General features: G+C 68.7%; 18 protein-coding genes. 7 read left to right on the plus strand and 11 right to left on the minus strand.

Features of this window, described 5'->3' with window-relative positions:
- Positions 1–59: 59 nt before the first annotated feature.
- Together ASE86_RS06910 and purL are read right to left on the minus strand one after the other, a co-directional pair.
- On the minus strand, positions 60–230 hold the full coding sequence (locus ASE86_RS06910; RefSeq protein ID WP_056423953.1) for a bacterioferritin-associated ferredoxin: 171 nt from the start codon (positions 228–230) through the stop codon (positions 60–62).
- An 83-nt stretch (positions 231–313) separates the two neighbouring features.
- Complete coding sequence (gene purL / locus ASE86_RS06915) at positions 314–2,530, minus strand: phosphoribosylformylglycinamidine synthase subunit PurL (RefSeq protein WP_056426756.1); 2,217 nt, start codon at positions 2,528–2,530, stop codon at positions 314–316.
- Between the two features lie 87 nt (positions 2,531–2,617).
- Between purL and ASE86_RS06920 the strand changes: the two genes are divergently transcribed.
- Positions 2,618–3,067 (plus strand): hypothetical protein, encoded by a 450-nt coding sequence (locus ASE86_RS06920; RefSeq protein WP_056423955.1) that lies wholly within the window; start codon positions 2,618–2,620, stop codon positions 3,065–3,067.
- A gap of 15 nt (positions 3,068–3,082) precedes the next feature.
- On the opposite strand, the gene ASE86_RS06925 is transcribed toward ASE86_RS06920, so the two are convergent.
- The 5 genes from ASE86_RS06925 to ASE86_RS06945 all read right to left on the minus strand — a co-directional run bounded on the left by ASE86_RS06925 (position 3,083) and on the right by ASE86_RS06945 (position 8,135).
- Positions 3,083–4,486, minus strand: coding sequence for a cell wall hydrolase (locus tag ASE86_RS06925; RefSeq protein WP_056423956.1), 1,404 nt, complete (start codon positions 4,484–4,486; stop codon positions 3,083–3,085).
- 93 nt (positions 4,487–4,579) lie between these two features.
- Positions 4,580–4,846, minus strand: coding sequence for a hypothetical protein (locus tag ASE86_RS06930; protein WP_056423959.1), 267 nt, complete (start codon positions 4,844–4,846; stop codon positions 4,580–4,582).
- An 86-nt stretch (positions 4,847–4,932) separates the two neighbouring features.
- The gene (gene cysK / locus ASE86_RS06935; RefSeq protein ID WP_056423961.1) at positions 4,933–5,853 is read right to left on the minus strand and encodes a cysteine synthase A; all 921 of its coding nucleotides are present in this window, start codon (positions 5,851–5,853) and stop codon (positions 4,933–4,935) included.
- The gene (locus ASE86_RS06940; protein WP_056423963.1) at positions 5,850–7,214 is read right to left on the minus strand and encodes an MFS transporter; all 1,365 of its coding nucleotides are present in this window, start codon (positions 7,212–7,214) and stop codon (positions 5,850–5,852) included. Before ASE86_RS06940 ends, cysK begins: the two co-directional genes overlap by 4 nt.
- Before the next feature lie 39 nt (positions 7,215–7,253).
- Complete coding sequence (locus ASE86_RS06945; protein ID WP_056423965.1) at positions 7,254–8,135, minus strand: alpha/beta fold hydrolase; 882 nt, start codon at positions 8,133–8,135, stop codon at positions 7,254–7,256.
- 168 nt (positions 8,136–8,303) lie between these two features.
- Here ASE86_RS06945 and ASE86_RS06950 point away from each other — a divergent pair, with 168 nt between their 5' ends.
- A complete protein-coding gene (locus ASE86_RS06950; RefSeq protein ID WP_056426759.1) occupies positions 8,304–8,633 on the plus strand; it encodes a hypothetical protein in 330 nt (109 codons plus the stop codon).
- Here ASE86_RS06950 and ASE86_RS06955 read toward each other — a convergent pair.
- Positions 8,564–8,845: a hypothetical protein gene (locus ASE86_RS06955; protein ID WP_156347054.1), complete on the minus strand. Its 282-nt coding sequence runs from the start codon at positions 8,843–8,845 to the stop codon at positions 8,564–8,566. The genes ASE86_RS06950 and ASE86_RS06955 overlap by 70 nt on opposite strands.
- A gap of 234 nt (positions 8,846–9,079) precedes the next feature.
- Between ASE86_RS06955 and ASE86_RS06960 the strand changes: the two genes are divergently transcribed.
- The 3 genes from ASE86_RS06960 to trxB all read left to right on the plus strand — a co-directional run bounded on the left by ASE86_RS06960 (position 9,080) and on the right by trxB (position 12,250).
- Entirely contained in the window at positions 9,080–10,351 is a 1,272-nt protein-coding gene (locus ASE86_RS06960; RefSeq protein ID WP_056423970.1) for a tetratricopeptide repeat protein, read from the plus strand.
- A 124-nt stretch (positions 10,352–10,475) separates the two neighbouring features.
- Positions 10,476–11,261 carry an enoyl-CoA hydratase-related protein gene (locus ASE86_RS06965; protein WP_056423971.1) on the plus strand — a complete coding sequence of 262 codons (786 nt, stop codon included), beginning with the start codon at positions 10,476–10,478 and terminating at the stop codon, positions 11,259–11,261.
- 20 nt (positions 11,262–11,281) lie between these two features.
- Positions 11,282–12,250 (plus strand): thioredoxin-disulfide reductase, encoded by a 969-nt coding sequence (trxB, locus tag ASE86_RS06970; protein ID WP_056423973.1) that lies wholly within the window; start codon positions 11,282–11,284, stop codon positions 12,248–12,250.
- 35 nt (positions 12,251–12,285) lie between these two features.
- Here the strand turns inward: trxB and ASE86_RS06975 are convergent, their stop codons facing one another.
- The 3 genes from ASE86_RS06975 to ASE86_RS06985 are packed head-to-tail and all read right to left on the minus strand — an operon-like array spanning position 12,286 to position 14,071.
- Positions 12,286–13,113: a hydrolase 1, exosortase A system-associated gene (locus tag ASE86_RS06975; protein WP_156347055.1), complete on the minus strand. Its 828-nt coding sequence runs from the start codon at positions 13,111–13,113 to the stop codon at positions 12,286–12,288.
- Positions 13,089–13,763: a hypothetical protein gene (locus tag ASE86_RS06980; RefSeq protein WP_056426762.1), complete on the minus strand. Its 675-nt coding sequence runs from the start codon at positions 13,761–13,763 to the stop codon at positions 13,089–13,091. Before ASE86_RS06980 ends, ASE86_RS06975 begins: the two co-directional genes overlap by 25 nt.
- Before the next feature lie 35 nt (positions 13,764–13,798).
- Positions 13,799–14,071: a phosphopantetheine-binding protein gene (locus ASE86_RS06985; protein WP_056423977.1), complete on the minus strand. Its 273-nt coding sequence runs from the start codon at positions 14,069–14,071 to the stop codon at positions 13,799–13,801.
- A 92-nt stretch (positions 14,072–14,163) separates the two neighbouring features.
- Here ASE86_RS06985 and ASE86_RS06990 point away from each other — a divergent pair, with 92 nt between their 5' ends.
- The gene (locus tag ASE86_RS06990; RefSeq protein WP_056423979.1) at positions 14,164–15,663 is read left to right on the plus strand and encodes an acyl-CoA ligase (AMP-forming), exosortase A system-associated; all 1,500 of its coding nucleotides are present in this window, start codon (positions 14,164–14,166) and stop codon (positions 15,661–15,663) included.
- A complete protein-coding gene (locus ASE86_RS06995; RefSeq protein WP_056423981.1) occupies positions 15,660–16,868 on the plus strand; it encodes a pyridoxal-dependent decarboxylase, exosortase A system-associated in 1,209 nt (402 codons plus the stop codon). Before ASE86_RS06990 ends, ASE86_RS06995 begins: the two co-directional genes overlap by 4 nt.
- Positions 16,869–16,945: the final 77 nt, after the last annotated feature.

Genomic DNA, 16,945 nt, shown 5'->3' on the forward strand with positions numbered 1-16,945 from the left:
ACCCGTCGGCGGATAGCTGAAAGTGGCGGATTTCCGGGGTTTCTTCGCAAATGCGAATACTATGCAGCCGCACGTTCGGCGTCGATGATCGCGCGGGCGAACGGCACGCACTGGCCACATTTCGCCTGCTTGCCGCACAGCGCATAGGCCTGGCACGCGCTGGCGGCGCCCAGCCGCGCAGCCTCGCGCACCTCGCGTTCCCGAATGGCATTGCAGACGCATACGACCATGACGAACCCTCTCGCTTGAGCGCCGGAGTAGCGCGCATGAGAATGATTCGCAAGTTAATTGCGGTTGCGTCGCAATAAGAGCGTCACGCGGTTGCGGTGTCGCCCATCAGCGCGGGGAAGAATGCCTCGTGCGTGCGGCGCAGGTCGTCGAGCTTTACGCAATAGTCGTGCTCGCGCGTTTCGAACACCAGCCGCCCGGCGATGGTGCGGCCGATCCGCTCGACCTCGACGCCCGCCGCGGTCGAGGCGTGGAGGAAGTCGTTGAGGTGCGCGTCGTCGACGGTCGCCAGATACAGGCCCTGGTCCTCGGCGAAATAGGTCGCGGCGATCCCGCGCGGCGTGGGCATCGAGACCATTGCGCCGATGCCGCTCGCCAGCGCCATTTCCGCGACCGCGACGGCGATGCCGCCATCCGACACGTCGTGGACGGCGGTCAGCGCTCCGCGCGTGATCTGGTCACGGACGAAGTCGCCGGTGCGGCGTTCGGCGGCGAGATCGACGCGCGGCGGCGGGCCGTCCTCGCGCCCCTTCACTTCGCGCAGCCACAGCGACTGGCCGAGGTCGCCGCGGGGCTCGCCGATCAGGACCAGCACGTCGCCGGTGCCCTTGAACGCGATCGTCGCCGATTTGGACCAGTCGGCCAGCAGCCCGACGCCGCCGATCGCCGGCGTGGGGAGGATGGCGGAGCCCCCGCCGGTCGCCTTGCTCTCGTTGTAGAGCGACACGTTGCCGCTGACGATCGGGTAGTCGAGCGCGCGGCACGCCTCGGCCATGCCTTCGATACAGCCGACGAACTGGCCCATGATCTCCGGGCGCTGCGGGTTGGCGAAGTTCATGCAGTCGGTGGCGGCGAGCGGCGTCGCGCCGACCGCAGTCAGGTTGCGCCACGTCTCGGCGATCGCCTGCTTGCCGCCCTCCACCGGGTCGGCGAAGCAGTAGCGCGGGGTGCAGTCGGTGGTGATCGCCAGGCCCTTGCGCGTGCCGTGGACACGCACGACCGCAGCGTCGCCGCCGGGGCGCTGGACGGTGTCGGCACCGACCATGTGGTCATACTGTTCCCAGATCCAGCGGCGCGAGGCGAGGTCCGGGCAGCCGACGAGTGTCAGCAGGTCGGCGGCGAGATCGTCGCTTTCCGGGCTGTCGGTGATGGCGGCACGCGGCGGAGTGGGGACGTGCGGGCGGTCGTACGCTGGCGCTTCGTCGGCGAGCGGCCCGAGTGGGATGTCGGCGACGGTCTCGCCCTGCCACTTCAGCACCATGCGGCCGGTGTCGGTGACGCGGCCGATGACCGCGAAGTCGAGTTCCCACTTGCGGAAGATGGCCTGCGCGAAGTCCTCGCGGCCGGGTTTGAGCACCATGAGCATCCGCTCCTGGCTCTCCGACAGCATCATTTCGTACGGCGTCATGCCGGTTTCGCGCTGGGGCACGTCGTCCATGACGAGTTCGATGCCGACGCCGCCCTTCGACGCCATCTCGACGCTCGACGAGGTGAGGCCGGCGGCGCCCATGTCCTGGATCGCGACGATCGCGTCGGACGCCATCAGCTCCAGGCACGCCTCGATCAGCAGCTTTTCGGTGAAGGGGTCGCCGACCTGCACGGTCGGGCGCTTGGCATCGGCATCCTCGCCGAAGTCGGCGCTGGCCATCGTCGCGCCGTGGATGCCGTCGCGGCCGGTCTTGGAGCCGACGTAGACGATCGGATTGCCGATACCGCTGGCGGCCGAATAAAACACCTTGTCGGTCTGGGCGACGCCGACCGTCATCGCGTTGACCAGGATGTTGCCATCATACGCGGCGTGGAAGTTCGTCTCGCCACCCACGGTCGGCACGCCGACGCAGTTGCCGTAGCCGCCGATGCCGTGGACGACGCCCGAGATCAGGTGCTTCATCTTTGGGTGGTCGGGCCGGCCGAAGCGCAGTGCGTTCATGTTGGCGATCGGCCGCGCGCCCATCGTGAACACGTCGCGCAGGATGCCGCCGACCCCGGTCGCCGCGCCCTGATAGGGTTCGATGTACGACGGGTGGTTGTGGCTCTCCATCTTGAAGACCGCGCACTGGCCGTCGCCGATGTCGACGATACCCGCGTTCTCGCCGGGGCCGCAGATGACCTGGGGGCCGGTGGTCGGCAGCTTCTTCAGGTGGATGCGGCTCGACTTGTAGCTGCAATGCTCCGACCACATGACCGAGAAGATGCCCAGTTCGGTCAGGTTCGGTGTCCGCCCCATGCACGTCAGGACGCGGTCGTATTCGTCTTCGGACAGGCCGTGGTCGGCGACGATCTGGGGCGTGATCTCGGTCATGGAAGCGCCCTTAGCGGCGCGCGCGCGCTTCGTCACCCGTCTGACGGCATCGCAAAATTTACCGATTTCCTGTAAAAGTCCGAACCGATGACGAACACGCTGATCTACGCGCCTGGAATCATTACGTCTTCCCCGGTCGAGCGGGTGGGGGACGACGTCCCGCCCGCGACCGCGCTGCCCGGTCTGCCGGCGCGCTGGTGGTGCGATCTGTCCGACGATTCGCTGCGGTGGGAGCACGGCGTCTTCGACCTGTTCGGCATCGCGCGCGGCCAGCGGCTGGATCGGCGGGCGATCGTCGAGATGTACGCCGCCCCGTCACGCGACCTGCTCGACCACCTGCGTAGTACCGCCATCGCCACGCGCGGCAGCTTCACCTTCGAGGCGGAGATCGTCCGCCCGGACGGCGCGATGCGGTGGATGCGAGTCGTCGCGGACACCGTCGCGACGAACGGGCGCACGACGCATCTCTACGGCACCAAATGCGACATCACGCACGAGATGTCCGCCGCCGTTACCGTGACAGCGACGACCGCCTGAGGTCGCGCCGGCGGGTCAGCGTTCGCGCGCTGCCTCGGTGCGCGGGAGCGTTGCGCGAACCGGCGGCGGGGCGGCCGTTGCCGTTGCCGGTGCCGTGCCCGACGCGGGGGTGTCGCCCTTGCGCCGGACGCCTGCCAGCGGGTCGGGCATCGCCGGCTTCGCGACAGCGGCGCCCGGTACCGCCGCGAGCGGCGGGCGAGCGGCGGGCGTGGCGAGCGGGTCGGCGGCGGGCGGCGTGGCTGGCGGGGCGAGCGTCAACGACACCTGCGCCTTCATGCATTCGTTCGGCTTCGCGCGCTTGAATTCGCCGCAGTTCCACAGCGCCTTTTCGAACCCGAAGGCCCGGTCGCGCAGATAGCTGAATGCCATCGCACGCTGCTGGATCGGGGTGATCGGCAGGGCGGCGGGGGTGGCGGCTTTCGTGCTCCATGCCATGAACTTGCAATAGGGCCGCACGCCGCACGCATTTTCGGCGAGCGCCGGGAAATCCTCGGGTGCCAGCTTGGCGCCGAGCGTCACGAGAAAGGTGTTCGTGTCCTGCGCAACGCCCGCAGGCGTGGGCGCCAGCGTGTCGCCCAGCATTGCCGGGTCGAGCTGCGCGGTCGTCATCCCCGCCGCTTCGGCGGCACTACGGTGCGCCTCCGACAGGCGGGCGAGTTGCGGGATGACCGGCTCGACCCCGGTGTACCCGCCGCGGAACGCGCCCGGCGTGCCCCACCAGCCGCTCCAGCGGAAGAACAGGTGGGTGTCGACCGCGACGATCTTGTCGAGGCTGCTGCTCCAGTACGGCACGACCCAGTCGGTGTGGTAGTGCGTCGCGTGGCCGACGCGGGCATCGACCGCGCCGACCAATGCCATCCGCGCGACGGTGCGCGCGCGTTCCCACGCGGCCGGGATCACCGCGCGCAGCATCGCGCCGTCGCAGGTGAAGGTGAACTGGCAGCCGGTGCGCCGTTCCTGTCCCTGGAAGACCACGCCGCAGACGGTCTTCGGGAAGGCCGGGTGGCGGACGCGGTTCAGGACGACCTGAACGACGGCCTTTTGCCCGGTCGTATCGTCGCCGGCTTCGTAGATCGCCGCGGCAGCCAGGCAGTCCAGCGCGCGCGCCTGGCTTTCCGGGCTGCCGGTCAGGCGGAACGGGCGCGCGGCCGGGTTGGGATCGGTCGAGAAGGGGACCGTCGCGTTGAATGCGCGCGCGTCGGTCGGCGCCAGCGCGATGAAGGCGGCGGGCTCGACCGTGGGCAGTTCGGTCGGCGGCACGACGCGCTGCGGGCGCGTGGCGACGGCACGAGCCACCGGCGGCAGCTTCGGCGCGGTCGTGACGATGGCCAGCGGAGCGGCAATGGCGACGATCGCCAGCAGCGCAAGGACGACGGCGATCCAGCGCGGGACGGTGGGGTTGGGGATGTCGGGAGTCATGGGCGGCTCGCGCCTATAGCGTGGATCAAAGCGGATGCGAAATGGGTACGAATGTACCGCCGTGCGGAGGGTGCGGCAGGGCTGGGCGCATCGTTAGGACGGCCACATCCCCTTGGCCTCGCAGACGTCGAACGCGTCGGCGACGGCGTGATCGCAGGCGACGTCACCGGGCACGCATGCCTTTGTCGCCCGCAGGCGCGTCGCCGCACAGCTTTCTGTCGCCGGCGCTACTCTGGGCAGTGCGGCGAGCGAGGAGGGATAGCTGCGCGGCGGAATCGGAATGGTCACGGTGCCGGCCATCGCGCTCGACGCGGCACCACCGCCGAAGACGACGGGCCATAGCAACAGCAGCCCCAGCATCGTGGCGGCGCAGATCAAGGCATTTCGCATTCGTCCCCCCGGACTTGGGCGTTCGCGGGCGCCTTTGCCGCGAACGCCCCGATCGATCAAGCCTCGGGCAGGAAATCCGGGACCGACAGATACCGCTCGCCGGTGTCGTAGTTGAAGCCGAGCACGCGGGCATCCTTGGGCAGTTCGGCAAGTTTCTGGGCGATCGCCGCCAGCGTCGCGCCCGAGGAGATGCCGACCAGCAGGCCCTCTTCCTTGGCGGACCGGCGCGCCATGTCCTTGGCGGCGTTCGCATCGACCTGGATCGCGCCGTCGATCGCCTGGGTGTGAAGGTTGGCGGGTACGAAGCCTGCGCCGATGCCCTGGATGGGGTGAGGCCCCGGCTGGCCGCCCGAGATGACCGGCGACAGCGCCGGTTCGACCGCGAAGACCTGCAGGTTCGGCCATTCCTTCTTCAAGGTCTCGGCGACGCCGGTGATGTGGCCGCCGGTGCCGACGCCGGTGATGATGACGTCGATCGGCGCGTCGCGGAAGTCGTTCAGGATCTCCTGCGACGTGGTGCGGACGTGGACGTCGATGTTCGCCGGATTCTCGAACTGCTGCGGCATCCAGGCGCCGGGCGTCGCCTCGACGATCTCCAGCGCGCGCTCGATCGCGCCCTTCATCCCCTTCTCGCGCGGGGTCAGGTCGAACTTCGCGCCATAGGCCAGCATCAGGCGGCGACGCTCCAGGCTCATGCTCTCGGGCATCACCAGGACCAGCTTGTAACCCTTGACCGCTGCGACCATGGCCAAGCCCACGCCGGTATTGCCGCTGGTCGGCTCGACGATCGTGCCGCCCGGCTGCAACTGGCCCGATACTTCCGCCGCCTCGACCATGGCGAGCGCGATGCGGTCCTTGACCGATCCGCCGGGGTTGGAGCGTTCCGACTTCACCCAGACCTCGCTGTCGGGGAACAGGCGGGCCAGGCGGATGTGCGGCGTGTTGCCGATCGTCTCGAGTACGGAATTGGCCTTCATGACGTCGGTCCTTTCGCGGGGATGGGGTTGGGATTTGGCACGTCGGGCTCGAGGATCAAGGGCTCGGCCGGCGGATCGAAGGTGCGGGCGCGGCGCAGTTCGGGGAACCAGCGCGCCCACAGCGCGGTCACGACGATCGCGCCGATACCGCCGCCGACGACCGCGACGATCGGCCCGACGAGTGCGGCGAGGAAACCCGATTCGGCCTCGCCCAGCTCGTTCGAGCCCGAAATGAACAGTGTCGACACCGCGCCGATCCGCCCGCGCATTTCGTCGGGGGTGTAGAGCTGAATCAGCGACTGGCGGACATAGACCGATACCATGTCGGCGGCGCCGACGACGAACAGGCAGGCAAGCGCGAAGAGCACGGCGGGCGCGAAATCATGGCCGATCGCGGCGGGCCCGAAGACCGGCAGGAACAACGGCGCGGACAGGCCGAAGAGCACCGTCGCCAGCCCGAACAGCGCCACCGCGGACAGCATCTTCACGCCGACCCCGGTCTTCAGCGGCCGCACACCGAACCACAGAGCGACCGTCACCGCCCCGATCGACGGCGCGGCGCGCAGATGGCCGAGGCCTTCGGCCCCCACCTGCAGGATGTCGCGGGCATAGACCGGCAGCATCGCCGTCGCCCCGCCTAGCAGGACCGCGAACAGGTCCAGGCTGATCGCGCCGAGCACCAGCCGGTTGCGGCGGACGTAGTGCAATCCGTCGATCATCTGCGCCCACGGGTTGCCGGTGAACTTCACCGTCGTGCGCGGCACGGCGCCGATCAGCAGCAGCATCAGCAGCGCGAACGAGAACAGCCCGCCCGAGACGGCATAGGTCAGCCAGGGCTTTGCCGCGTAGAGATAGCCGCCCATCGCCGGCCCCAGGATCGACGCGCTTTGCCACGCGATCGAACTGAGCGCGATCGCGGTCGGCAGCACGGCCTTGGGGACGAGGTTGGGCGAGAGCGCGGAGAGCGCCGGGCCGGCAAAGGCGCGCGCGACGCCCAGCAGGGCGGCGATGCCGAACAGATATGGCAGCGTAATCTGCCCGTGCCACGTCAGCCAGCACAGCGACAGCGCGCAGAACGCCTCCAGCGAAACCGCCCCGCGCGCGATCCAGCGGCGATCGACGCGGTCGGCGACCCAGCCGGCGAATAGCGATAGGATGAGAAGCGGCAAAAACTGCGCGACGCCGATCAGGCCGAGCTGGAAGGCGGCTTCCTTTACCGACATCGTCCGCCGCGCGATGTCGTACACCTGCCAGCCGATGACGATGACCATCGCGGTCTGCGCCAACGTAGTCGCGAAGCGCGCCAGCCAATAGGCGCGGAAATTGTGGATCGTGAAGGGATGCGCTGCGGCGTCGGCCATGCCCCGCTATGAGGGCTGGGCCGACGCCGCGCAATGACGTCAGGCGGTCAGCGGCTCGGAGCTTTTGTTGGCCCCGACGAAGCTGGTCTGTCCGGGATCGCCCAGGAATGTTAGCAAATCCCCGGTCAGGCGGTCGCGCGCGGTTTCGGTGAAGCCGTGCGGTTCGCCATCATATTCGACCAGCTGCGCATGGGCGATGCCCCTGGCCGCTTCGCGAGCCGTCGCGTCGATCGGTACGGTCTTGTCGGCGGTACCGTGGACGATCAGCGTCGGTACGGTGAACGATGCCAGATCGCCGCGGAAGTCGGTGTGGCCGAACGAGTCGGCGCAGGCCAGCGTCGCCTTCAGGCTGGCGTCCATCGCGATGCGGGTCGCTGTGTGCATCACTTCGTCGCTGACGGGGCTCGAAAAGGTGCCCGCGCCGAAGAACTGCGGCATGAAGGTGTTGCGGAAGAAGTCCGCGCGATCCTTCTTGATGCCCTCGCCGATCTCCTGAAGCTTCTCCTCCGGCACGCCGTTCGGGTTGTCGTCGGTCTTCAGCATGTACGGCACGACGGATCCCAACAGCGCGGTTGCGATCACGCCCTTGCCGCCATGGCGCGACATGTACCGCGCAACTTCGCCACCGCCCATCGAGAAGCCGACCAGCGTCACATTCTCGGTCGCGCCGGTCGCTTCCAGCACATCGGCCAGATCGTCGGCCAGCGTGTCATAGTCGTAGCCCGACCACGGCTGTCCCGACCGACCGAACCCACGGCGGTCGTAAGCGATGGCGCGGAAGCCGGCATCGGCCAGCGCCATCGCGTGGGCATCCCACATATCGGACGACAGCGGCCAGCCGTGGATCAACACCACCGGGCGGCCATTACCCCAATCTTTTACGTAAATGTCGGTCCCATCGCGCGTCTTGATATATGGCATGGCAGTCTCCGTTGCTTTGATCGAGGCTCAACGGATTGGAATCAGGCACGTTCCCGCGCGGACGCGTACGGCGGACCTATCGTGAGTTAGCGCTCACATGTCGATCTTGTTGCAGCGCAGCATACAAGCTATATGTTCATTTCAGATGCTTTCAGCAGCGATGGTGTGATGTCCGAAGAACCCACCGGCCCCGTTCCGACCCTGTTCGCCGCGATCGTCCGGCAGCTGTGCGTCAATGCGACCTACAACCGCGACAAGGTCGTGCTGGCGCCGCACGTCGCCTACACCAAGCACGGCGAGCTGTATGTCGATGCGATCATCGTCGCGCGCAACGGGATGTTGCCGCGAGAGGAAAAGCTGGGGTCGTACAAGGTCACCGGTCTGGGCGAGCCAAGGCTGACCGGCCGCGCTTTCGAGATCAGCCGGCTCTACGAGCCCGAGGCCGAGCGATATGCCGGCTCGACGCTGGTCGCGGTCGAGCCGGCAGCGGTCGCATAAGCCTCCGACGCGTAATCGCTGTAGGCCGGGGTGACCGTATCGACCGGCTCGTCCCACGACACCGCCTCGACCGGACGTTCGCGCGCATATAGCGGCACGCGGCCGTCGTGCGGGGAGGTATAGAAGCCGCTGGTGTCGGCCATCGTCCATTTCGCGGTGCCGACGCCGACCATCGCGCTGAGTGCCAAGCCGATGCCGACGATACCGGCCATTCGCATTATTCCGTCCGGCCCGGGTCCCCGCATCGCATCCATCCCTGTGTCAGCGTCTTTGGCGGTGTACGCCGGTTGGTGCGCTTGGTTCCGGACGGGACACATCTTCGTTCAAAATCCGTTCAGTCGCCCGGCGGCATGACCGGCCCGACGCCGCGGCTTGCCCAGCCGCGCGGGGGCAGATACTAGCGGCCCGACCCCTCCCAGAAGGGCCCTGTCAGGAGATTCCGGATCATGAAGTCATTCTCGAAGCTAGCGCTGGCGGCCGTGCTGTCGACCGGCGTGGTATCGACCGCCATCGCGCTTCCGGCGGCCGCGCAGAAGAAGAAGGACGACAAGGCACAGGGCCCCAAGCTGTCCGACGCCATCCGCAAGCCGCTCGCCGCGGCGCAGACCGCGCTGACCGCCAAGGACTATCCGACCGCGCTCGCCCAGACCGCGATCGCCGAGCCGCTGGCGACCACCGACGAGGAGAAGTATTTCGTCGCGGCGATGCAGTTGCAGGCGACCGCACCGTCGAACGACCTCCAGCGTCTGGCGCCGATCCTCGACAAGCTGATCGCCAACACGCGCACGCCGGCCGCACAGCTTGGCCAGTACAACTTCCTGCGCGGTGAAGCTGCGTTCCAGCAGAAGAAATATGCCGAAGCACTGCCGTTTCTGACGAAGGCGCAGGAACTGGGCTACCAGAACGAGGCGCTGCAACTGCGCATCGCGTCGGCGAATATCGAAACCGGCAACACCGCCGGCGGTCTGGCCGCGATCGAAAAGACGATCAACGACGAGATCGCCGCCGGCAAGAAGCCGTCCGAAGACCTCTACAACTATGCGCTGGGCAAGGTGTACCGCAAGGACCCGGCCGCGACCGCGCAGTGGTCGATGCGCAAGCTGAAGGCGTATCCGACCGCCAAGAACTGGCGCGAGGCGCTGCTGATCTATCGTGACGGCGGCGCGAAGCTCGACCGCAGCCAGCAGATCGACCTGTTCCGCCTGATGCGCGCGACCAAGTCGCTCGCCGATCGCGGCGATTACCTGGAATATGCCGACCTGACGCTGATCGGGGGCTATCCGGCCGAGACGAGGGCGGTGCTGGACGAGGGCAAGGCGACCGGCAAGATTCCGGCGACCGATACGTCGGCGGCCCGGCTGTCGACCGACGCCAACACCGCGATCAAGAACGAAGGCTCGCTGCCGGCGCTGGAAACGAAGGCGAAGGCGGCAGCCAACGGCAAGCTCGCGCTGTCGACGGGCGACGTCTACCTCGGCCAGGGCAACGCCACCAAGGCGCTCGAGTTGTACGCTATCGCCCGCCAGAAGGGCGGCGTGGACGCATCCGAACTCGCGCTGCACACGGGTGCCGCGTATGCGCAGGCGGGCCAGAAGGACCAGGCCCGCACCGCGTTCCAGTCGATCACGGCCCCTGGCCCGCGCAAGGACATGGCGGCGTTCTGGATCCAGTATCTCGACACTGGCGTCGCCGGGTCGGCGGCCGTCGCTGCGCAGTAAGCGCTGCCGATCATGACCTGATGAAGGGGCGTCCCGCCGGGGCGCCCCTTTTTCGTGGGGAACGCTCTTGTCGCGGGCAGCCGCTTCGCGCCACAAGCATCGCCGACAGGATTGGGAGAGGGTGATGGCCGACAACGAGATGATCCGGCGGGAGCGGCAAGGCGACGTGCTGGTGGTGACGCTCGACCGGCCCGACCGGCTGAATGCGGCGACTCCGGCGATGTTCGAGACGATCGCCGAGGCGCTGTCCGATCTGGAGGGCGCGCGCGCGGTGCTGCTGACCGGGGCGGGGCGGGGGTTCTGCTCCGGCGCCGATGTCGGCGGGGGCGCGCTGAACGCGGCCGATCCGGGGCTCGCCACCTACGAGGCGCTGACGACGTCCTACAACCCGACGGTCCGCGCCGTCATCGACCTGGACGTACCGGTCGTCAGCGCGGTCCGCGGGCCGGCGGCCGGGATCGGGTGCAGCCTGGCGCTGGCCGCCGATATCTGCGTCGCAAGCGAAAGCGCCTATTTCCTCCAGGCGTTCGTCAATATCGGGCTGGTGCCTGACGGCGGCGCGAGCTGGATGCTGCCGCGACTGATCGGCCGCGCCCGCGCGCTGGAGATGATGCTGCTGGGCGAGCGCGTACCGGCGGCCAAGGCGCTCGACTGGGGGCTGATCCACCGCGTCGTGGCGGACGATGCGCTGGACGCGGAGGCGTTGGCGCTGGCGACGCGGCTGGCGGCGGGGCCGACGGTCGCGCTGGGCCTGATCCGTCGCGGCGTGGCGGCCGCACTCGAATCGACGCTTGATACTGCGCTGGAACGCGAGGCGCAGGACCAGCGCCGTGCGCGCGGGACGGCGGATTCGATGGAAGGCGGCATGGCTTTTCTATCGAAGCGCAAACCGGACTTCCGCGGACGATAAATCGCGCTACATCGCGCACCATGACCACGCACACCACCAAGATGCTGATTCTCGGCTCGGGCCCGGCGGGCCTGTCGGCCGCGATCTACGGCGCGCGCGCCGGCATGGAGCCGATCGTCGTCCAGGGTATCCAGCCCGGCGGCCAGCTGACCACCACCACCGATGTCGAGAACTACCCGGGCTTCCGCGAGGTCGTCCAGGGCCCGTGGCTGATGCAGGAAATGCAGGCGCAGGCCGAGCATGTCGGCACGCGGATGATGTGGGATACGATCGTCGAGGTCGATCTGACCCGGCGCCCGTTCCGTCTGACCGGCGACGGCGGCGACGTGTACGAAGGCGACGTGCTGGTGATCGCCACCGGCGCGCAGGCCAAGTGGCTCGGCCTCGACAGCGAGGAGTTGCTGAAGGGCAAGGGCGTCAGTGCCTGCGCGACCTGCGACGGCTTCTTCTACCGCGGCAAGAAGGTCGCGGTGATCGGCGGCGGCAACACCGCGGTCGAGGAAGCGCTATACCTGACCAACCACAGCGACGACGTGACGCTGATCCACCGCCGCGACACGCTTCGCGCCGAAAAGATCCTCCAGGCGCGGCTGCACGCGAACGAGAAAATCTCGGTCCTGTGGAACAAGGAAGTCGTGCGTTTCGTCGGCGAAGGCACACCGGAGGGCCTCGTCGCGATCGAGCTGAAGGACACGGTGACCGGCGAGCTGTCGCGGCTGGAGGTCGAGGGCGGTTTCGTCGCGATCGGCCACCACCCGGCGACCGAACTGTTCCGCGGCCACCTGGCGCTCGACGACGACAGCTACATCGCGGTCGAGACGGGATCGACCCGCACCAGCGTAGCCGGCGTGTTCGCGTGCGGCGACGTGATGGACAAGGTCTATCGCCAAGCCGTGACTGCGGCGGGCACGGGCTGCATGGCCGCGCTGGATGCCGAACGCTTTCTGGCCGAGGCGGAGTTCGAGGCGGTCAAGGAAGCCGCGGAGTAACGTGCCGGTGCTCCCGCGCAGGCGGGAGCATAGGGTTACGGAGTGGTGCGTGAGCGGCTCTGGGCTACCGCCTGCGCGGGAGCATGGGTCGCCCGCAGCACCTGCTCAAGCAGCCAAGTGAAATCACCCTCGCCGGCATAGCTGTGGCTGGCCGAATCGCGTGCTTCCTGCCGCACATCCGGGCGTCCGGGCAGCGTCGCCCAGGCGTCCGCGAACGCCACCGCCGTATTGTCTCGGACGGCGAGCAGGATCGTCACCGGCACCCCCGAGGCACGGAGCGACGCCGCCATCCGTGACAGCAACCCGGTATCCTCGGACCGCACAGCCTTCGCCAGCCCCCCGGCCAGCTTGCGCAGGTTCACCCCGCCGCGCAGCAGCCGCAGCCATTCGCGAGGGCTCCGCAGCCGCTCGGCATAGCGCGCGCGGATCGCCGCGGCCTGGGGCAGGGCGTCGTCGCTGCCGCCGATCCATGGGTTTGACAGTACGAGCGCGTCGATCCCGGTGTCGGCGTGGAACAGCGCCAGCGCGCTGGCCGCGTCGCAATTGCCGAAGCCTACGACGCGGGTCACCCCGTTCGCGCGCAGCGCCGCCACCGCCGCCGCCATATCGTCGGTGCTACCCTCGAACCCGGCGTTCAGCCCGGTCGAATCCCCGATCCCGCGCCGATCGTAGCGCAGGACCGGCACGCCGCGCCCGGCCAGCGCCTGCGCCAGCATCGCCATCCCCCGGTGCGCACCGCAGCGGATCTCGTTCCCGCCGGACACGATCAGCAGCCCGGTCCGGCCTGCCGCGTCATCGAGCGTCGCGACCAGCGTTTCGCTGGCGCAGGGTATCGCGATCAGCCGGCGCACGTTTGCAGCCATGCAGCGATATCGTCGGCACATGTTTCGGCAAGGACGGGATCGTTGCCCGGTTCGGCACGACGCCAGAGCGGGGCGCCCGGCACCTTGCGGTCGGCCGGCGCTGGATCAGTCTCGAGGCGAACCGTTCGCTGCGCCGGGCCATGGTTGGCGAGAACCAGCGCACCGGAGAGATCGGTGAGAAGGTCGGACGACACCGATTGGCCGCCAATTCGGACGGGACCGTCCTCTTCACCGATGATGGTGTAACGGTCGTAGCGTGCCGTGCCACATGTTTCCGCATTCTTGATCCGGACAAGTTCGCGTAGCACGTCCTCACCTGACTGGGGTGCCAGATGCCATCGTCCGAAATTAAGCGAGAGCGGGTCGAGCAGGGCGCCACTCCGCAGGCCGACCGCATAGGTCTGGCGACCGGCGGCATCAAACGATAGAGTCAGCGCTTCATGCGCGTCGCGCATCATCGTCAGACGGCTGTCTTGCAGCGCTATGAGGCTCTCGCCGGTGCCGGGGAAATCCGGCAGCACGCTCGCCACCCCGCGCTCGGCCAGCGCGTGCATCATCGTCACGGCAAACGTCCGCGTGCGGTTCGCTTCCTCGAACAGCGGCAGCGCGATGATGACGACCGGGCCGGTGTCGGGGCCGAGGCGGATCATCGCCTCGCGCCCGTGCGCCCAGTCGTACCAACCGATCACCCCAGCGCCTTGCGCTTGGCGAAGGCGGTCAGGCTGCCGAAGGTTTCCAGCGTCTCGCCGTCGATATCGTCGTCGTCGATCAGGATGCCTAAGCGATCCTCCATCTCGGTCAGCACGCCCGCCACTGCCATCGAATCGAGTTCGGGCAGCGCGCCGAACAGCGGCGTCTCCTCGCGGAACGCCGCGGCACGCTCTTCGCTCACGCCGAGTACGTCGCGTAGCACCGCGCGGACGGTTTCGACGATTTCGGGTGCCCCATCGGGTTGCACAGGCTGACGTCCCCCAAGCGAAAAATCCTGTCGGCGCCCTACTTTGGGTCACACGCCTTGCCAAGTGCGTGCGGGCGTAGCCATGTGCCGCCATGGCGCAGCCCGATCCCACGCCCCGGCCCATCGATCATGTCCTGCAAGGCGCTGCGGATGCCATCGCGCTGGAGGATCGCGCCGGCACGTTGACCTATGCTCAGGCCGAGGACGCCGTCGCCCGGCTGGCGGGCTGGCTGGCCAGGTTCGGCCTGTCACCGGGGGCACGCGTCGCCAGCTGGCTGCCCAAGACGCGCGAGGCCTGCCTGCTGCCGCTTGCCGCACCGCGCACCGGGCTGGTCCATGTGCCGATCAACCCGGTGCTGAAGCGCGCGCAGGTCGCGCACATCCTGGCCGACAGCGGTGCCGCGCTGCTAATCAGCCAGCCGAGCCGGGTCGCGACGCTGGAGCCGGGCGACGTGCCGGATGGCGTCGTGGTGGCCGAGGCGGTCGGGCAGGGCGACCCGCTGCCCCGAAGCGACGCCGATCCCGACGCGCTGGTCGCGATCCTCTATACCTCCGGCTCGACCGGGCGGCCCAAGGGGGTGATGCTCAGCCACGCCAACCTGTGGCTGGGGGCGGTCAGCGTGGCGCATTATCTGCGGCTGACCCTGGACGACTGTGTGCTGGGCGTGCTGCCGCTCAGTTTCGATTATGGCCAGAACCAGCTGCTTTCGACCTGGGTGTCCGGCGGCCGGGTGATCCCGCTCGATTACCTGACGGCGCGTGACGTGGTGAAGGCGGTCGAGCGGCATGACATCACCACGCTCGCCGGCGTACCGCCGCTGTGGGTGCAGCTGCTGGAGGCGGAATGGGGTGAGACGGCGGGCCGACTGCGGCGCCTGACCAATTCGGGCGGCGCGCTGACGCCGCGGCTGGTGCGTCGCCTGCGGGAGCGGTTCCCGGCGGCCGATCTCTACCCGATGTACGGCCTGACCGAGTCGTTCCGTTCGACCTATCTCGACCCTGCGCTGGTCGATACCCATCCCGATTCGATCGGTCGCGCGATCCCCTTCGCCGAGGTGCTGATCGTTCGACCCGACGGCACGCCGGCCGCACCCGGCGAGGCCGGCGAGCTGGTCCATGCCGGGCCGCTGGTCGCGCGGGGCTATTGGCAGGATGCCGCGCGTACCGCCGCCCGCTTTCGACCTGCGCCGGACTGGTCGCGGCATGGCGGCACCGCGGTCTGGTCGGGCGATACCGCGGTCGCCGACGCGCAAGGCCTGCTGCGCTTCGTCGGGCGCGATGACGAAATGATAAAGTCCTCGGGTAACCGCATCAGCCCGACCGAGGTCGAGGAAGCGGTGGTCGCCGGCGGGGAAGCGGCCGAAGCGGTCGCGATCGGCGTGCCCGATGCGCGACTGGGGCAGGCGATCGTCGTCGTCGTCCGGGGCGATTCCGCGCGAGAGGCGGACTTGCGCTCCCGCTTGCGCCGCGAGCTGCCGGGCTTCATGCAGCCGATACGCTATGACTGGCGTAGTGACTTGCCGCGCAACGCCAACGGCAAGCTCGACCGCGCCGCGCTGGCGCGGGATGTGCGGGAAGGGGAGGCCGCGTGAAGCCGACAGGTCCGATACCGTCGTGGTTTACGGGCGACGGCGCGCTGACCATCGCCGGCCGAGCCGCCGAGGACTGGGCGGCCGGGCATGGTACGCCGCTGTTCGTCTATGACGCCGCCATCATCGCCGACCGTGTCGCGACGTTGCGCGCGGCGATGCCGGCGGCAGTCGAGATCCATTATGCGATCAAGGCCAATCCCTATCCGCCGCTGCTTGGCGTGCTCGCGCCGCTGGTCGGCGGGCTGGACGTCGCCTCGGCAGGCGAACTGGCGACGGCGCTGGCGGTGAAGCCCGCTGCGCACATCAGCTTCGCCGGGCCGGGCAAGCGCGATTCTGAACTCGAGGCCGCGATCCGCGTCGGTGCGACGATCAATCTGGAGAGCGAGGGCGAGGCGAACCGCGCGCTCGCTATCGCCGATGGGATCGGCATCATGCCGAAGCTCGCCGTGCGGGTGAACCCCAGCTTCGAGCTGAAGGGCAGCGGCATGAAGATGGGCGGGCGCCCGTCGCCGTTCGGCGTCGACGCCGACCGTGTGCCGGCGCTGGTCCAACGACTGATCGCGGCTGGCGCGGACTGGCGGGGCTTCCACATCTTTGCCGGGTCGCAGGCGCTCGACACCGCCGCGATCATCGAGACGCAGCGCGCGACCGTGCAACTGGCGCGCGAACTGGCTGACCGGGCCGGGGCGGAGCCGCCGCTGGTCAATCTCGGCGGGGGCCTGGGCGTGCCCTATTTCAGCGGCGATACGCCCGTCGACGTGGCCGCGGTGGGCGCAGCGCTGGGCGAGGTGCTCCAGCCCGGCTGGGCCTATGCCATCGAACTCGGCCGCTGGTTGGTCGCGGAGTGCGGCGTCTATCTGACCCGTGTCGTCGATCGCAAGGAGAGCGGCGGCGAGACCTTCCTGGTCGTCGACGGCGGCCTGCACCACCAGCTCGCCGCAACCGGGAATTTCGGCACCGTCGTCCGCCGCAACTACCCCGTGCGCCTTGCCCGCGGCGGGGAGGCGTCCGAGACGGTGTCGATCGTCGGGCCGCTCTGCACGCCGCTCGACCGGCTGGCCGACCGCATCGCCTTCCCGCGTGCGAACGTCGGCGACGTGATCGCGGTCTTTCTGGCCGGCGCCTACGGCCCGACCGCCAGCCCCGCGCGCTTCTTGGGGCACCCCGATGCGGTTGAGGTGCTGGCAGGCGTCACACACGGTTAGACCTAACCCTAAATTTACCTCTCACGCCCATAGCTCACCTGTCCTGCGTGGGTTCGTACATCCGAACCCGCGCGCAG

The sequence above is a fragment of the Sphingomonas sp. Leaf33 genome (assembly GCF_001421785.1).
In the GTDB taxonomy this organism is placed as follows: domain Bacteria; phylum Pseudomonadota; class Alphaproteobacteria; order Sphingomonadales; family Sphingomonadaceae; genus Sphingomonas.

What these genes read in the sequence shown, in the direction of transcription:
- ASE86_RS06910 (WP_056423953.1), bottom strand. Translation starts at nt 230, where the DNA reads ATGGTCGTATGCGTCTGCAATGCCATTCGGGAACGCGAGGTGCGCGAG.
- purL (WP_056426756.1), bottom strand. Translation starts at nt 2,530, where the DNA reads ATGACCGAGATCACGCCCCAGATCGTCGCCGACCACGGCCTGTCCGAA.
- ASE86_RS06920 (WP_056423955.1), top strand. Translation starts at nt 2,618, where the DNA reads ATGACGAACACGCTGATCTACGCGCCTGGAATCATTACGTCTTCCCCG.
- ASE86_RS06925 (WP_056423956.1), bottom strand. Translation starts at nt 4,486, where the DNA reads ATGACTCCCGACATCCCCAACCCCACCGTCCCGCGCTGGATCGCCGTC.
- ASE86_RS06930 (WP_056423959.1), bottom strand. Translation starts at nt 4,846, where the DNA reads ATGCTGGGGCTGCTGTTGCTATGGCCCGTCGTCTTCGGCGGTGGTGCC.
- cysK (WP_056423961.1), bottom strand. Translation starts at nt 5,853, where the DNA reads ATGAAGGCCAATTCCGTACTCGAGACGATCGGCAACACGCCGCACATC.
- ASE86_RS06940 (WP_056423963.1), bottom strand. Translation starts at nt 7,214, where the DNA reads ATGGCCGACGCCGCAGCGCATCCCTTCACGATCCACAATTTCCGCGCC.
- ASE86_RS06945 (WP_056423965.1), bottom strand. Translation starts at nt 8,135, where the DNA reads ATGCCATATATCAAGACGCGCGATGGGACCGACATTTACGTAAAAGAT.
- ASE86_RS06950 (WP_056426759.1), top strand. Translation starts at nt 8,304, where the DNA reads ATGTCCGAAGAACCCACCGGCCCCGTTCCGACCCTGTTCGCCGCGATC.
- ASE86_RS06955 (WP_156347054.1), bottom strand. Translation starts at nt 8,845, where the DNA reads ATGGCCGGTATCGTCGGCATCGGCTTGGCACTCAGCGCGATGGTCGGC.
- ASE86_RS06960 (WP_056423970.1), top strand. Translation starts at nt 9,080, where the DNA reads ATGAAGTCATTCTCGAAGCTAGCGCTGGCGGCCGTGCTGTCGACCGGC.
- ASE86_RS06965 (WP_056423971.1), top strand. Translation starts at nt 10,476, where the DNA reads ATGGCCGACAACGAGATGATCCGGCGGGAGCGGCAAGGCGACGTGCTG.
- trxB (WP_056423973.1), top strand. Translation starts at nt 11,282, where the DNA reads ATGACCACGCACACCACCAAGATGCTGATTCTCGGCTCGGGCCCGGCG.
- ASE86_RS06975 (WP_156347055.1), bottom strand. Translation starts at nt 13,113, where the DNA reads ATGGCTGCAAACGTGCGCCGGCTGATCGCGATACCCTGCGCCAGCGAA.
- ASE86_RS06980 (WP_056426762.1), bottom strand. Translation starts at nt 13,763, where the DNA reads ATGATCCGCCTCGGCCCCGACACCGGCCCGGTCGTCATCATCGCGCTG.
- ASE86_RS06990 (WP_056423979.1), top strand. Translation starts at nt 14,164, where the DNA reads ATGGCGCAGCCCGATCCCACGCCCCGGCCCATCGATCATGTCCTGCAA.